We start from the raw sequence: 15,568 nt of genomic DNA on the forward strand, positions 1-15,568 counted from the left end.
CAAAATTATACTGACATTGCTATATGGGGTCACATTCCATCCTCAGCCGTTTTCAAGTAAGCTGCAAGCATTAGTGTAAAAAACGAAAGGTAATTGTGTTGGATAAACGAATTGAACCTGAGCTACTCAGTATTACACCTGATCTCGACCAAGTTGAAGACTTCAAACGCTCTCAGACTAAATCTAACATTCAAGCGCCACCATCTGAGCCAAGCACCACGGTCAAAGCTGCACCAGCCAAAAGCTCTGCTGCTACATGGTTGAGCGCAGTGGCGATTATTGCTTTAGCTGCAGGTGGGTTTGGCCTTTATCAACAAAATTTAGCAACTCAGGCGCAGCTAAAAGCTTCTGAGCAGCGTATCGCTGAACTTGAGCGCGCCTTGTCAGCTACCGGTGAAGAAATGGGCGAATCAGCAGGTGCTATTCAAGCCAAGCTGAGCGCAGTAGCGACGCGCACTGATGAACTGTGGACGCAAATGGATAACCTTTGGGCGTCTGCATGGCGACGCAATCAGGCTGAGATCAAAGAGCTAAAAGAGCAAAGTGATAAATTTGCTAACAGCCAAACCAAGCAACTAGCTGATATGGCATCCAGCAACAAGACACTTTCGCAAACACAAACCGAACTTGGGTTAAAAGTCTCGTTGTTACAAGAGCAATTACAAGCTACAACCACACTCAAAAGCCAATTGGCAGCCCTCAACAACGATTTAGACAAGCTAAAATCTCAATCCCAAAGCAGAGACGCGAAGCAGATAGAGATTGGCGCAACCATGGCACAACTTGAAATGACCCAAACAGCACTTACTGAACGGTTAGAGCGCTTGGAGAAAAGTCTAGTCTCGGCAGCAAAAACACCACCAAACCCAAATTAGGCTTGAACCGGTTCTACTGCTATTGCAGAGCAAGGGGTAAGTGCATTTTATCAACCTTACCCCAGCTCTCTGTGCGCGCCTATAGCACAACACAATCCATTTGCTTATTTTTCAATCATGCGATCAGATGAGTAATATCAGCATAAGCTTTACAATATAAGTTGGGACATACCCACAAGCACATACTGTAGTGCAGCGATTACGCGCCTTTGATCATGTGCGGTATAACACCTTAATAATATGCCAACCAAATTTAGTTTTGACAATTTGCGGGGTGAGCACTTCGCAAGTGAAACAGACTTTATCAAATTGCGGCACCATAGTGCCGCGTTTAAATTCACCGAGATCTCCGCCCTTTTTACCAGAAGGGCAAGTTGAGTATTTTTTTGCCAAGTCCTGAAACTTAGCCCCTTTTTTTAATTGCTGAAGAATATCTTCAGCTTGTGCTTGATGCTTTACCAATATGTGGAGTGCATGTGCTGTACTGGCCATATTACCTATTCTGACTGTCTTAAGTGCCGCATTTCAATAGATGCAATAATACACCAAAACTTCGTGAATGATGAGTGTATGGACGCCTTCACCTGTCGCTAAACAACCAAGTCGGCTTCCTCTCACCCTTCCTCAATACAATATTGCTTGAGCACGTCCATCATATTGGCAGGAATTGGGGTTTTTTGTGATGTGTGCATATTAAACATAACCACGTTGGCATAGCCCGTGGTGCATATCGCCTGTTGTGATTCACTGTATGCTTCGTAGCGCATCGTAAAGCGATCACTTTTAATATCGGTAATATAGGTGCCAACAATAAGCGTATCGGGAAAGACCACTGGGCGTTTATAATGGGCGTGGGTATCGCGCAAAACTGGGCTATGGCTTGGGTCTGACAATATTTCCAACAAACCGGTTTGCGCTAAAAAATCGATACGTGCCGTTTCAAAATAGCGAAAATACGAAACATTGTTGACATGTCCTAATGCATCCATATCACCCCATGCTACGTTAATTTTGGTTTTTATTGGAAACTTATCGAAAAATGCCTGCATTTTGATGCCTCTTTGCGGTTAATTTAATTCGAGGTTAGCAATTCGCCGAACACCTCACAACCCTCCAACTGAATAGAGTCGCCAAACAAATAGATCAAGCCAGTCTCTAGAAAGGTAAAATTGGAAATCAGTAAACAGTGACATCATTTTCAAATTTATTATTTAAAATCAATACCATACTCATGTAATCTCGATCTTCTGGCAAATATTATTATCGAAATGTAGAAATTTGACCTAATCTCAATCTAGGTAGAGCAAAAGGTTAAACTTGTGAGAAAAGAATTGGGATGGCGAAAGCAGGGTTATGTAGCGTGTCTATATTCGCTACTGCTGCTGGCAGCAAGTTTCTCCAACCAAGCTGTTGCAAATACTTTATCTATTTCAGTTGGTTGGAACAAACCACCATACGTTATTGAAGAGAAAAACTCCGGATTTGAGCTAGATATGGTTTCCGCAATTTTTGCAACAATGGGATATCCGGTGAGTTATGTCTATGTACCGTTTGGTCGTTCAAATACCCTGATTAAAGCTGGAAAAGTAGATGTCGCCTTAACCATTAATCAACGCATGGATACCGAAGGTTTAGCACTAAGCGAATCCTATATTTCTTATCAGAATGCCGCCATCAGCCTTAAAGGACGAAGTATAGAGCTAAGTTCGATACAAGATTTAAGAAATTATTCGATAGTCGCGTTCCAAAACGCGTCGCTCGTACTTGGCAATGATTACCGAATGGCAACTAAGTTGAGTCCGCTTTATTTAGAGCTACCAGATCAACGAAAGCAAGTCGAAATGCTGTTGAAAGGTAAAGTTGATTTCGTTGTGATGGACATCAATATTTTTAACTATTTAAGTACTGAGCTAATTGGCAGTTCACATATATCGAATGTGGTCATTCATCGCTTATTTCCAAAAACCGACTACCACATGGCGTTTAAGAGCAAAGAACTCATGCTTACTTTCAATGCTGCAATGCATGCGTTTAAGCAAACAGATGCGTATACAAAGCTCGTGGAAAAATATGAGTTCTTGCACTAAGGTGATGTATCAATGAAGTCAGAGTCGAAAGGTCTAGCTGTGTTCATACGACTACGACCCCATTGTTCATTTATATTGCTCGTACGTCTCTACGGAATCTAGCAAGTTAAATGGCGTTGCAAATAATCCTGAGCTTCTAAATTCTGCAATAACAGCAGGTGAAATCGCCTGTATAGCTAGGCTTGCCTCGATTTGCTCTGGCTCTTGCATAAACACCAAATAGTTTAAATCATCTAATAATTTTAATGCTTTATTATTGTTGTGATAGACCACCCTCGCGACTGTATAGGCGGTTGCTAGCGCCGACTGCACACCCTCACCAATACAAATTTGTTGCGTTTCAAAGTAAAAGTAACTGAGTATTTGCACAACTTGTGATTCATCTTGAGTTGGTAGAGATGCCAATTGTTGTGGGGAAATAACTCGGCTTGTAGCACGACACTTTTCTTGCTGCTCCGTATAATCAACAACGGCTTGTAAGTAACGTTTTACAGCAACACGCTCAACCGGTGTGGTCGCATATTGCTTGAGCTTATTAGGTTCGCTGAGTGCGCTTGCGCTATCTTGAGCAAACGAGCAGGAAGTAAACAGCGCCATAAAACATAACAGCATGGTCAATTGGGTATAAAAACATGTCATTTCAAAATCCTTATCAAAATGATGGTAAAACACTCCCAAGCCAGTCTCTCATCATAACCAATGAAAAGTGAACGAAAACTAAAGTCGTGCCCAAAGTCACTTGCATCCACCCCATATTCCTTGGATTCCGTAGGCGCTTTACCAGCGACACACTACGATTTTTTACTTGCTTAACTGGGGCATTTCTTCTGTCATCGCAGGGCATTTTGGCAGCATTTACGCCAAATAGCGTATTAAATGCTTTATCACACTCATACACAGATACTAATCTCGCTAAAATCTCCACGCTATCTAAGGTATTGCCAGTTAGCTCTGAGGTTTCAAAAAACGCTAACATTGGCATAGTGTTTCGCCTAATCACAATAAACATCATAAACGGCGCATGGCTACAAAGCAGGCTACTTTGCTCTAACATCAGCGGCTGACCATTTAAAAGCGCAGACTCCTCAATAAAACTGGCCAGAATGTTCAGCTGCCGCAGATATAAAGTGGACGTACAGCGTAGCTCTGCATACGCCCCACAATAACAAATACCATGTTTATCTAAGGCTAAATTGGGGGTACGGATATGCGCGTTGACCAAGTCAATCACCTCATCAAACAGCCAACTCCGTTTACTTGTCACCATACCACGCCCACTCCAAAGGTTAATAATTTGAAACTATTACACACCTTGTTATGAACATCTTCATAAACACTACAACACCTGATTTATATGAAAATATTGATAAATTAAGTTTTCGCCCTTTGCAATCTGTTTACTTTTAAATTAACATTTCGTTAAATGTGTGAAAATTGTAACATTTGACTTTTAGGTTTAATTTTATTTAAATGGATGTTAAATGAGGGCTGACAAACGCAACAGTAGGTCACATAGTGTCAAGCGTGACATTCAAGCCTCTATCAGGCAGCTACGGCAAAGTGTGAAAATGTCGCAAACTGAATTGGCAAGGAAAATGTCAACCCCTGTAGATCAGTCCACCATCTCTAATTGGGAAAGCGGCAAGACCGACATCACTGTATGGCAACTTTTGGATATTTTAATGATCTGCGGTAAAGATTGGTCAACTTACTTTGGACTACTTCAAGGTGAAAAGTCGAACAAGGAAAAAGATCAAGAGGTGGAAGAGTGAGCTTTAACTATACGGATTTAGCTGGGCTATTTATTGTCGTAATAGGTTTGATAGTAACATGGAAAAGTTTTAATGCGAGATGGTTGTTCATTATACTTATTGCACTACAGCTATTTGAGGTCGTCACCCATCCTTACACAATAAAATGGACTCAGCATTATTATATATGGCTAGTTGCAATGGGAGTTATTTTTTTTACCATAATTCTATGCCGTGCCAAAATAGCCAATTGGCTTTATGATGTAACATCCATTTCATTTTTTAAACAAAGCTGTAAGCAATACAATTTAACTCTTCCGGAATGCTCCTTTCTATTGTTCATTTTTATAGCCGAAGTATTCCATTTAGCTGTCTGGGTTGAGATTCAGTTGTATGTATTCAAAGTTATTCAGACTCCTTATTTATATTCTTATGTCTGGGAAACATTTCAAATATTTATCCAAGTCATGGAAATATGTGCACTGATCACATACATAATCAATGAAAGAAGGCAAATAGGACATATCAGTTATGAAACATGTTAGCCCTAAGTTATTGCGCTTTGTAATTGGAAGCGGCATTGGTGGGGAGCAAAAACCGGCGTTACCTCAACTTAGCCAACAGAACACAACGGCATTCTTGAACGCCGCAGAATTAAAAGCAAAACCCTGATGCAGGCGTTTAGTTTTAGCAAGCAAACTTTGCATTTGTGTGAGTCATACCACCGCAGAAAGGACATATTAATTATGAAACAGATTTGCCCCTTGGTATTACGTCTAATCAGTGCTGGTGCAAATTCAGGGGAACAAAAACCAGCATTACCTCCGCTTAGCCAAAAGAGCCATACAGCTGCCTGATAACGACAACGGGCCAAAGCAAAACTCAAATAGAGTTGTTTGCTTTTGCCCTGTATAAGTTCAAAGTTCTTATCAATTGTGCATAGGGAAAATAGCTGGCCAGCGAATCGCCCGCCATGGCTTTTGCGTTGGTAAGATTTTAAGACGTTAAGTTTATGATAAAAGCACTCTTCACAGCACTACTCCTATACGTGGGCTCAACTGCCGCACAGGTTGAAAACACGGTTGCCCCTTTACCATCACAAACATGTGAAAGCCTGCCATTCAACCTCGAAATGGTCGGTATCAAATTTTGTCTTAAACCAACTGTGCTTAGTTATGTAAATGTACTTTATGCAGACCGCCCCGCGATGAGCCTGCTCTACAATAACGAAGAAGTCTTTATACAAGTTCAAACATTCGCTAACTTTACAGGCGGTGCACAGAGAGAAGTGCAGCTTACCGCAAGTGATTATATAAAAGCATTAAAATTCAAAAGCATAGATAAACTAAATTACACTACGCTGTATCAAATCCATGAACTCAGTAACAGTGACGACCTACAACTTTACGAGAATAAAACTTGGTTAGTTGCAGTCATGCAAAACGAAGCAAGGCTTTTTAAGGAAGCGCTGATAGTGAACAAACAAAGTCAGCAAATGTTGCAAATTGCAGGCGCATTTAAGCATACCTCGTTGACGGAGTTTATCACTAAAATACAGCTGCCTAATTAGTGTATTGCTTTGGAGTCCATAAGGTCTACGTGCTATGAACCTATGGACTCCAAAGCAAAGTGTGATCCCATAACTCATTCAAAAAATTGACACCCTTTGAAATATCACGCTCTTACTGAAGAAAACCGCACGGTTTAGCGCAGTCCTTCAAGGCAAACAGGCATAAAAAGCAGCTTATTAGTTTGGTCTGGAAAATGCATAGAGACATAAATTACCCTTAAGAATGTCATTACCATGGATAAAAGATCAGATACGGTTTATGTGCTCAGCGGTTACGCTAAATGTTCGGTGCCAAATAACGGCAAGTACAAACTCGGCAACAAACATTCTATCGGGCTACTCACAACCGATGAGAATTATCAAAGCAACCTGCAACACCTTACCACCTTTGTTAAGGGTCTTGGTTGGGATTCCATTATGTTTTGCATGGTTGAACAGGTCGATGATATTAGTACATTGGAAAATGACGTTTTAATCTCGAGCTTTATGCGTGCCAAAGAAAACGGCCAATCTTTAGTGGTTAATGATCAGCCAATAACCATGCATTAATAACTGAAAGAACGCATATTCAAAGAAACGCTAAACGGAAAAGTCTTACTATTGGTGAAAGGCAGGTGCCGCAGAAAGCGGGAGCAGATCTTGCCTTTTGTTGCTATAAATAGCCAAAAGATAAGATCTAGCCCTGGTTCTACTTAGTAACAAGTATATGTTTTAGTACCACAGTTTGGCTCAATTGAATGACATCCTTCGCTCGCGCAATTAATATCTGTTTGGCAATAGCGACGCTCTGTAGGAATAAAACCACCAGCGACATTAGGTGTTAAATCTTTTGCAAATACGTTTTTGCTAGGCGTTAAAGATTTTAAATTTGATTTTTTTAGTTGAAGTTTCATTTTTCTTTCCTTGTTGCTTGTTTAATTATTAACAATTAAGCTACCAAAAAACAAAAATTAGTCAACATAATTAGACATCTAACCGCAGTATATCTAGCATTCATGCAAAGCTGTGGTCACACAAAGCAGAGTTTATGCGTGTCTTTTGCGATTCGCATAAGCTTACAAGTCAGCGTCGGGGTTCGTCGCACCGATGAGCGGGAATATCGCTCCAATATACCCGATATCTTTGGCACCGAAAAAGTAGAGTCCAAAGCATTGATTGGCCTGCATATCGGTTACCGCTTTTAATTTTTCGCGTATGGTCCCTGCCCCGTTAGGGCCTATACACCATTTCAATTCACCAAGATGACTTTTTCTAATTTTTTAAGTGATCTTTTGCATTATTTACAGCAACAAACGGATCACCCATAGGTTCAATTTGACCCATCGGTTATAACAACCACGTTGGTTTAATTGGTATAAATCGGCTAGCACTCTGAATTAACGTATTTGCGGTTAATTGCTCTACACCCATCACCCAAGTCTCTACGCCGTACTTTACAGCTACTTTTTGCATTAATAAATCAAAGTCGCCGTCACCCGAAAGCAGGCAAATCACATCAACCTCAGCGCCATGTTCAAGCACATCAATGGTGATCCCAACATCCCAGTCGCCTTTTGCCGACCCATCTTTTCGCTGAATAAATGGTTTCAGCTTTACGTTAAAACCAATATGCGAGAGCGCTTTTTGAAATTTATGTTGAGAGTCATCGTTTGGTGCAATGGCATAAGCATTAGCCAAAACAATATTCCCTTGCTCCGAAAGATATTGCCAGACGTGACGGTAATTCAGCGACCGAGCGAAGGTATCACGAGTGGTGTAATAGATATTTTGCACATCTACAAATACAGCAATATCTTTCATAAAATTCTCAGTTAAATTATTGGAATAAGCTGGGGGCAAGCAAGGGAGACCCAAACGAAGCAAGGGGTCAAATCTTGTATCGTGCAACAGCCCGGCTCACTGTCGAATAATGCACGCCAAATACCTGTGCGATTTCGCTCATGGCATATTGCCCTTCTAAGTAGGCTTTTACCATGCCCTGTTTTGGGTCGTCTTGGTACGTTTGTTTAAAGTGGCTGAGCGGTACAGCACTTGCACGCTTTTGTTTTTTAGGCACTTCGCTGAGTGTTAAGTCAGCATCTTCTTCAGCTGTTTTTAAATGCTGCTTTACAAACTCGCTACTGCCTAAAAACACCTGATTTTTTAAGTTCTGCCAAACATCAACACCAAGGCCTTGTGCAACAAAATCGCTGTAGCGCTTTATGGCGACCTTTCTCGACTTTGCAAATTGCAGCAGTAGCGCATCGGTTGCCAACCAATCGGGTGACGCTCGTACACCGATAGCATCTTGATAGCTGCTCCACGGCCAGTCTGCGGGCGAATCAACCATGCCTTTTGCCCGCACCGGATTGAGCACAATATAACGGCATAACTCCAGTAAATAGCTGTCTTTATCGACCAAAATGCTTTTATAGCGCCCTTGAAACAGATGGCCTACCCGTTGGTATTTGCGATTAAACTGCTGAGTATAAACACCGTTAAGTTGCCGCATCCCTTTTGCAAGATTCGCATCCGGTGTTTCAACTAATAAATGGTAGTGATTGGTCATTAAACAGTACGAGTGTATCACCCAATTAAACCGCTCGCAGACCGACGTGAGCACCGCCAAAAAACGAGCAAAATCGTCTTCATCGCGATAAATGGTTTTACGCTCATTGCCGCGTGACGTGACATGATACAAGGCACCCGCAAATTGAAGTCGTAAAGGTCGGCTCATCACAACGCCCTAAATAGAAAAAGGTTAACTAACTATAGTTAACCTTTCGAAAAATGCACAATACAAGACCTGACCCCGCTGATTACTCTGATTGCTCGGCTTCACAAATTGCGCTGGGATTAGTTTAACGTTATGGCCATGTTCTTGGCATTTTCTGGCAAGCCAGTGTGCTCCGGCACAGCCTTCCATCGCGATGTCGCAAGGTGGCAAGTGTGTGATGAATTCAATTAACTTACTTCGGCTGTACTTAGCTTTTTTAACTTGATGCTCTCGCTCATCCCATCCAATGACGTGAAAACTAGTCTTGCCTAAATCGATTCCGAGTGTTTTTATATGGGTCATGGTTTGCCTCTCTATTTTGTCTTCTCAACAACACCTTAACAGGTGATATTGAGGCGAACCATTTCATTAGACCTGACCCCATTGGTTTCTTGACCCCATTGGTTTCTGTGGGTCATGGTTTGCCTCTCTATTTTGTCTTCTCAACAACACCTTAACAGGTGATATTGAGGCGAACCATTTCATTAGACCTGACCCCGCCAGTTCCTTCAACAACACCTTAGCAGGTGATATTGAGGCGAACCATTTCATTAGACCTGACCCCATCAGATTTGCACTAAAAAACGTGCAGAAAGCAAGGGGTCACCCATTAGTTCTATTGACCCCATTGTTTCTTTAAATTTTATTGTTAATTTTATCAACAAAATTTTTGTATGGATTGTTTTTTATTTGATCCTTAAGCGTTAAGAAAATAGTACCAAATGCACTAGAAAAATCACCTGTTACACTTGCAATCTCGCTAGAGTTTGAAAGTCTATTTTTTAAACCTGGTTTAAGAGTCTTTAAGTTATGAGATAATTTAGTAAGCAAATCTTTCCATAAATTGATACAAGTCTGGCGTTGCAGCTTTTGATTAAAAGAAATTCCATATGAGCATTTTACATTCGTCTCTAGCAATACCTCGATAATTTTACTCATAGCATGGATAATCAAAAAAGCACTACCTCTCTCATTTAAAAATGCTAAAAACTCTTTTTCATTTTGCTGTGTTTCATTCTTCTTATCTTTTAATCTTAAGTCATCTTTTAATAAATTGGTGGCTTCTAACAATGTGTAAATAAATAAGATATGCCCTGCAGTTATCGTTGGATGAAAGGCAAGGCTATATAATTCATCATTATCCCAAATAGCCATTTTTTTATGATAACTATCAGATGGGTTACCATGCCAAGCCATTAGTGCTTGAGCTGCTGAATGTGCATCAATTTTAAGCTTTCTGTCAGTTGATGTAACTCCCCTTAGACCGCCATCATATTCAGCGGAGTTTAATTTAGTGAACTCTTCTCGCAGGCGTTTTTGAATTGCATCATTAGCTCTGAAATCTGACTGTAACACTCGGTTTTGGCTGTTGTTATAACGTGTTATTGACTCAATTTTATCCTTATTTTCACATTTTATAAACCTGACACCGACTTGTATATTATCTAAATTAATATCATTATCTAGAGAACCTAATGAACCAGTTGTTTGAGCACCGTTGACGATTGATATACCCTTAATCGATTTGATTTTTGTTGGATCATTTTCATCAAGCGTGAATTCATGAACTAACGCTGTAATTCCGTTGTTAAATACAAAAAAATCAATGGGGGATGTTCTAGCTGAAGCTTGAATACCTGCATTTATGACTTTATCATTATCTTTATTGTTTGCCCCCATAAAGCCTCTAACATTGGCGCTAAAAAGCTCAGTTCTATCAAATCTTCTATATAAACTTGCTAGCCAACCACCTGAGACTGTAGTTACAAATGTGTCCCAATCAGAGTCTGAAACACGAAAACCTTTACTCGGTTGATTCAAATAAATTTCTTCGTCAATTATTATCGCTTGTTTAGAAGACTTATAGAAAACATCTAGAGTTTCTAAACCAACTTCTTTGATACTTATATTGATATCAAATTCGTGCTTTTGGTATTTTATTAGTAGTTCTTGCGCTGGCGCTAAGATTAGTTGCATCTGTTGTTTGATTTGCTCATTTTCAGGAAGATTATGTACATACCAAACATGTAGCATATTTATTTCACCTGATTTGAGAGCTTCCCTAGCTTCTAGCACATGGGGTTTTATACCTAACGGAATATCATTTTCAGGTGAAGCGAGTAAAACGTTTACAGCATAAGATAAATCAGCTCCTTTGTTACCCTTAGCACTTTTTTTGAAAGTTTGCGCTTCATACGCTTGTATAAGAACGATGGAGCCTTGATCTCGATTGACATAAAGTATGTCGGTTTTGGCATCATCACTTCCACCAGTTACAGCTGCTGATAAGGTGTTTAGGACATCATCTAGTCCAAAAAATAGCTCTAAAGCAAAAATTGAGACTTTGTTCTCTGCAAAAATTTCAAGATCACTCCTGTTTGCAAGAGCATTCATAAACTGACTATCTTTAAAGTCGTTATAACTCATTTGGTATTCCTTATAATAATCACTCTGATATCCTATTGTTTTTTTGTAGAATTTTAAAGCATTGTATTGCCCCAGTTTTAACTTACTAATGGGGTCACTCCAACTGGGTCAGGTCATGTATTGTGCAACCCTCCCCCTTCTATCACGCCTGAAAATAAGCAATTGATGAGTAATTCATTTCATGGATGAAATGAAAGGCGAGTTAGGCCATGGATGGCCTATGTCGCCGTTTACGTTCACATCAATTGGTTATTTGAAGATTAAGCGTGATTTAGGGGCGCCGTGGGGTTCCAAGGGGAGGTCGGCGGCAGCCGCCCCTTGGTTGCCGTCGCCAACGCGACAATAGGTAAAATTGAAGGCTGTTATCAATTTGACACACCAAAGCAACGACAACGGGAATGCCTTCAAAACCCCTATTCGCGGCATAAAGCCGCTCCTACAGGACATTCATTACCACTGTTTTTTGCCGCAAATAATTGCCTATCAAAAAAACAAAAAACCGCCTTAATCTCTTAAGGCGGTTTTTTCAAATTCCAAGTCGGGAATTCACCCGACTTAAAACACCAGCTTACTCTGCATACGTATCCGTTGAAGGACATGAACACACTAAGTTACGGTCGCCGTATACGTCATCGATACGTGTAACCGTTGGCCAGAATTTGTCTTTCATCACTGACGCTACTGGGAATGCTGCGTAGAAACGGTCGTAGGCACGATCCCACTCGTTGCCTAGCACGTCGCCTTGCGTGTGCGGAGCAAATACTAATGGGTTGTTTTCTACAGACCATTCGCCTGATTCCACTTTCGCGATTTCGCCACGGATTGAAACCATAGCTTCGATAAAGCGGTCGATTTCAACTTTAGACTCAGATTCCGTTGGCTCAATCATCAGCGTGCCCGCTACTGGGAACGACATCGTTGGCGCGTGGAAACCGTAGTCCATTAAGCGTTTTGCTACGTCCATTTCTGTGATGCCAGACGCTTCTTTCAGCGGACGAAGATCAACGATACATTCGTGCGCTACGCGGTCGTTACGGCCACGGTAAAGAATTGGGAAGTGCTCGCTTAACTTTTGCGTTAGGTAGTTCGCGTTAAGGATGGCGATTTCAGTCGCTTGCTTCAAGCCTTCTGAGCCCATCATCGCGATGTATGCCCAAGAGATTGGCAGGATAGCCGCTGAACCAAATGGCGCTGCTGATACCGCACCGTTGGTTGCTGTTGTACCTTTCACGCTGACTAGGCTGTGCGCTGGCATAAATGGCGCAAGGTGTGCTTTAACGCCGATTGGGCCAACACCTGGGCCGCCGCCGCCGTGTGGGATACAGAATGTTTTGTGTAGGTTAAGGTGCGATACGTCTGAACCGATAAAGCCTGGGCTTGTTACACCCACTTGCGCGTTCATGTTCGCGCCGTCCATGTATACTTGGCCGCCGTGTGAGTGGATGATGTCACACACTTCACGGATTGACTCTTCGTATACACCGTGCGTTGATGGGTACGTTACCATGATACACGCTAGGTTTTCTGATACTTCTTCTGCTTTCGCACGAAGGTCAGCCATATCTATGTTACCTTCTTTGTCACACGCAACTACCACCACTTTCATGCTGGCCATTTGCGCTGTTGCAGGGTTTGTACCGTGCGCAGAGCTTGGGATCAAACAGATGTTACGGTGTGCATCGCCACGTGACTCGTGGTATTTACGAATTGCGATTAGACCTGCGTATTCACCTTGTGCACCTGAGTTTGGTTGCAGTGATACTGCGTCGTAACCTGTGATGTTGACAAGCCAGTCGTGTAGCTCGCCCATCATGATTTGGTAGCCTTCAGCCTGCTCTAACGGGCAGAATGGGTGAAGGTTTGCAAACTCTGGCCACGTGACTGGGATCATTTCCGCTGTCGCGTTTAGCTTCATGGTGCATGAACCCAATGAGATCATTGAGTGGTTAAGTGCTAAGTCTTTGTTCTCTAAACGCTTAACATAACGAAGCATTTCTGTTTCGCTGTGGTAACTGTTGAAGTTTTCGTGCGTTAGCACTTTGTCGTCACGTACTAGGCTTGCAGGAATACCTGTGATGCCGTTTGCTGCAACTTCTGCGTCTAGCGCCGCTACGTCAAGACCATGGCCTTCGCCTACGATGATGTCGAATAGCTCAACGATATCTTCACGTGTTGTTGTTTCGTTTAGCGCTACGCTGAATTCGCCTTCGCGGTTAATTGCAAAGTTCACGCCTTTTGCTTGTGAACGCGCCACGATTTCCGCTTTGTTTGCTGCAACTACGGTGATGGTGTCAAACCATGTGTCGTGCTTAAGCGCGATGCCTTTGGCTTTTAAGCCAGTCGCAAGGATGCTTGCAAAGCGGTTGATGCGCTCAGCAATGATTTTAAGACCTTGTGGACCGTGGTATACCGCGTAGAACGCTGCCATGTTGGCAAGTAGTACTTGTGCAGTACAAATGTTTGAGTTGGCTTTTTCACGGCGGATGTGTTGCTCGCGTGTTTGCATTGCCATACGTAGCGCATCGTTACCTAAACGGTCTTTTGAAATACCGATGATACGACCTGGTAATGAACGCTTGTACTCGTCGCGTGTTGCGAAGAATGCTGCGTGTGGACCACCGTAGCCCATAGGTACACCAAAGCGCTGTGCAGAACCTAACACTACGTCTGCGCCCAGTTTACCTGGTGCTTTAAGTAGCAATAAGCTCATGATGTCTGCAGCCACACACGCAATTGCGTTTTTAGCTTGTACTTGAGCGATTAAGCCAGTTACGTCTACTACTTCACCCGTTGTGCTTGGGTATTGGAATAGCGCACCGAAGATCTCGTGGTTTGCTGCGTCTGCCGCAGGGCCTACGATGATGTCAAAGCCAAATTGCTCTGCACGGGTTTTTACTACGTCAGCCGTTTGTACGTGTACGTCGTCGGCAATGTAGAATGCGTTGGCTTTTTTCGCTTTAGAAACACGTTTTGCCAATGCCATCGCTTCTGCTGCTGCCGTTGCTTCATCAAGCAATGATGCAGAAGCTAAATCCAGACCGGTTAAATCTAATGTCAACGTTTGGAAGTTTAGTAGTGACTCTAAACGACCTTGCGCAATCTCTGGTTGGTATGGTGTGTAAGCTGTGTACCAACCTGGGTTCTCAAGTACGTTACGTAGGATAACGTTAGGAACGTGCGTTGGGTGGTAACCTTGGCCGATGTAAGACTTGAATACTTTGTTTTTGCCAGCAACTGATTTTAAGTAAGAAAGTACTTCTACTTCAGTACGGGCTGCACCGATTTCAAGTGGCTTTGGTAAACGGATCCCAGCAGGTACCGTTTGCTCAATAAGCTCTTCAACACTCGATACTCCAAGAGCGCTTAGCATTTCACCGATTTGAGCAGGCGTTGGCCCGATGTGGCGGCGAATAAAATCTTGCTTTTGCTCTAACTGTTCAAGAGATTTAGCGTTTGACATTAGTCTAGATTCCTATGATCCAAATTCAATAGTCTGGCAAATGAGGGCATTGGCCAAATGTGTCACATTCGTTCGTGCTTCACTTGGGTAAGGTAAAGCGACAAACACTGGCAGGGTTTGCTTGGTATGGACAAGCGCCCTCCCGAGCCCGATGATGCGGGCGAATTTTGTGGGCAGCAAATTGCTGCCCGTTTGCACTTAACTATACAAAAAGCCCCAAATATTGGGGCCTTCAGTTAAGCGCTCGGCTGCTTACTCTTCGTCGATAGAGTTTGCGTAGCCTTCTGCGTCTAGCAGGTTCTCAAGCTCTTCTAAATCAGCAGCTTTGATCTTGAATAACCAACCGTCACCGTATGGGTCGCTGTTTACAAGCTCAGGTGAACCTTCTAGGTCTTCGTTGATTTCAACAATCACGCCACCGATTGGAGCGTAAATGTCAGAAGCTGCCTTTACAGATTCAGCAACAGCACAGTCTTCACCTGCGTCTACTTCGTCGTCTACGTCTGGTAGTTCAACGAAAACCATGTCGCCAAGTAGTTCTTGCGCGTGCTCAGTAATACCTACTGTGAAAACACCGTTACCTTCATCGCGAACCCACTCGTGAGAAGACGCATACTTTAACTCGCTAGGAATGTTGCTCATT

16 protein-coding genes are annotated in these 15,568 nt (G+C 42.4%); 6 read left to right on the forward strand and 10 right to left on the reverse strand.

Going from position 1 to position 15,568, the window contains the following annotated elements; translation table 11 throughout:
- The first annotated feature begins 98 nt into the window (after positions 1-98).
- Positions 99-875 carry a hypothetical protein gene (locus ACFOEE_RS00515; RefSeq protein ID WP_377119827.1) on the forward strand — a complete coding sequence of 259 codons (777 nt, stop codon included), beginning with the start codon at positions 99-101 and terminating at the stop codon, positions 873-875.
- 213 nt (positions 876-1,088) lie between these two features.
- Here the strand turns inward: ACFOEE_RS00515 and ppiC are convergent, their stop codons facing one another.
- On the reverse strand, positions 1,089-1,367 hold the full coding sequence (gene ppiC / locus ACFOEE_RS00520) for a peptidylprolyl isomerase PpiC (RefSeq protein WP_377119829.1): 279 nt from the start codon (positions 1,365-1,367) through the stop codon (positions 1,089-1,091).
- 122 nt (positions 1,368-1,489) lie between these two features.
- On the reverse strand, positions 1,490-1,924 hold the full coding sequence (locus tag ACFOEE_RS00525; protein WP_377119831.1) for an acyl-CoA thioesterase: 435 nt from the start codon (positions 1,922-1,924) through the stop codon (positions 1,490-1,492).
- A gap of 270 nt (positions 1,925-2,194) precedes the next feature.
- Here ACFOEE_RS00525 and ACFOEE_RS00530 point away from each other — a divergent pair, with 270 nt between their 5' ends.
- The gene (locus tag ACFOEE_RS00530) at positions 2,195-2,962 is read left to right on the forward strand and encodes a substrate-binding periplasmic protein (protein ID WP_377119833.1); all 768 of its coding nucleotides are present in this window, start codon (positions 2,195-2,197) and stop codon (positions 2,960-2,962) included.
- A gap of 66 nt (positions 2,963-3,028) precedes the next feature.
- On the opposite strand, the gene ACFOEE_RS00535 is transcribed toward ACFOEE_RS00530, so the two are convergent.
- Both ACFOEE_RS00535 and ACFOEE_RS00540 read right to left on the reverse strand, forming a co-directional pair.
- Complete coding sequence (locus ACFOEE_RS00535; protein WP_377119835.1) at positions 3,029-3,601, reverse strand: hypothetical protein; 573 nt, start codon at positions 3,599-3,601, stop codon at positions 3,029-3,031.
- Positions 3,602-3,614: 13 nt separating this feature from the next.
- Positions 3,615-4,229 carry a hypothetical protein gene (locus tag ACFOEE_RS00540; RefSeq protein WP_377119837.1) on the reverse strand — a complete coding sequence of 205 codons (615 nt, stop codon included), beginning with the start codon at positions 4,227-4,229 and terminating at the stop codon, positions 3,615-3,617.
- Positions 4,230-4,443: 214 nt separating this feature from the next.
- On the opposite strand from ACFOEE_RS00540, the gene ACFOEE_RS00545 reads away from it, so the two are divergent.
- From ACFOEE_RS00545 to ACFOEE_RS00555, 3 genes are all read left to right on the forward strand, one after another.
- Positions 4,444-4,734 (forward strand): helix-turn-helix transcriptional regulator, encoded by a 291-nt coding sequence (locus ACFOEE_RS00545; RefSeq protein ID WP_377119839.1) that lies wholly within the window; start codon positions 4,444-4,446, stop codon positions 4,732-4,734.
- 991 nt (positions 4,735-5,725) lie between these two features.
- The gene (locus ACFOEE_RS00550; RefSeq protein WP_377119841.1) at positions 5,726-6,283 is read left to right on the forward strand and encodes a hypothetical protein; all 558 of its coding nucleotides are present in this window, start codon (positions 5,726-5,728) and stop codon (positions 6,281-6,283) included.
- A 234-nt stretch (positions 6,284-6,517) separates the two neighbouring features.
- Complete coding sequence (locus ACFOEE_RS00555) at positions 6,518-6,832, forward strand: hypothetical protein (protein WP_377119843.1); 315 nt, start codon at positions 6,518-6,520, stop codon at positions 6,830-6,832.
- Positions 6,833-6,975: 143 nt separating this feature from the next.
- On the opposite strand, the gene ACFOEE_RS00560 is transcribed toward ACFOEE_RS00555, so the two are convergent.
- The gene (locus ACFOEE_RS00560; RefSeq protein WP_377119844.1) at positions 6,976-7,176 is read right to left on the reverse strand and encodes a hypothetical protein; all 201 of its coding nucleotides are present in this window, start codon (positions 7,174-7,176) and stop codon (positions 6,976-6,978) included.
- Between the two features lie 138 nt (positions 7,177-7,314).
- Here ACFOEE_RS00560 and ACFOEE_RS00565 point away from each other — a divergent pair, with 138 nt between their 5' ends.
- Complete coding sequence (locus ACFOEE_RS00565) at positions 7,315-7,467, forward strand: hypothetical protein (RefSeq protein WP_377119846.1); 153 nt, start codon at positions 7,315-7,317, stop codon at positions 7,465-7,467.
- A 142-nt stretch (positions 7,468-7,609) separates the two neighbouring features.
- Here ACFOEE_RS00565 and ACFOEE_RS00570 read toward each other — a convergent pair whose 3' ends face one another.
- The 5 genes from ACFOEE_RS00570 to gcvH form a co-directional block, all read right to left on the reverse strand.
- A complete protein-coding gene (locus ACFOEE_RS00570; protein WP_377119848.1) occupies positions 7,610-8,083 on the reverse strand; it encodes an NYN domain-containing protein in 474 nt (157 codons plus the stop codon).
- 67 nt (positions 8,084-8,150) lie between these two features.
- On the reverse strand, positions 8,151-8,999 hold the full coding sequence (locus ACFOEE_RS00575; protein ID WP_377119850.1) for a transposase: 849 nt from the start codon (positions 8,997-8,999) through the stop codon (positions 8,151-8,153).
- Between the two features lie 675 nt (positions 9,000-9,674).
- Complete coding sequence (locus ACFOEE_RS00580; protein ID WP_377119852.1) at positions 9,675-11,465, reverse strand: AIPR family protein; 1,791 nt, start codon at positions 11,463-11,465, stop codon at positions 9,675-9,677.
- 568 nt (positions 11,466-12,033) lie between these two features.
- Complete coding sequence (gene gcvP / locus ACFOEE_RS00585; RefSeq protein WP_377119854.1) at positions 12,034-14,925, reverse strand: aminomethyl-transferring glycine dehydrogenase; 2,892 nt, start codon at positions 14,923-14,925, stop codon at positions 12,034-12,036.
- A gap of 252 nt (positions 14,926-15,177) precedes the next feature.
- Positions 15,178-15,567 carry a glycine cleavage system protein GcvH gene (gcvH, locus tag ACFOEE_RS00590; protein ID WP_377119856.1) on the reverse strand — a complete coding sequence of 130 codons (390 nt, stop codon included), beginning with the start codon at positions 15,565-15,567 and terminating at the stop codon, positions 15,178-15,180.
- Position 15,568: the final 1 nt, after the last annotated feature.

This window comes from Pseudoalteromonas fenneropenaei, assembly GCF_042643375.1.
GTDB classification, from domain to species: Bacteria; Pseudomonadota; Gammaproteobacteria; order Enterobacterales; family Alteromonadaceae; genus Pseudoalteromonas; species Pseudoalteromonas fenneropenaei.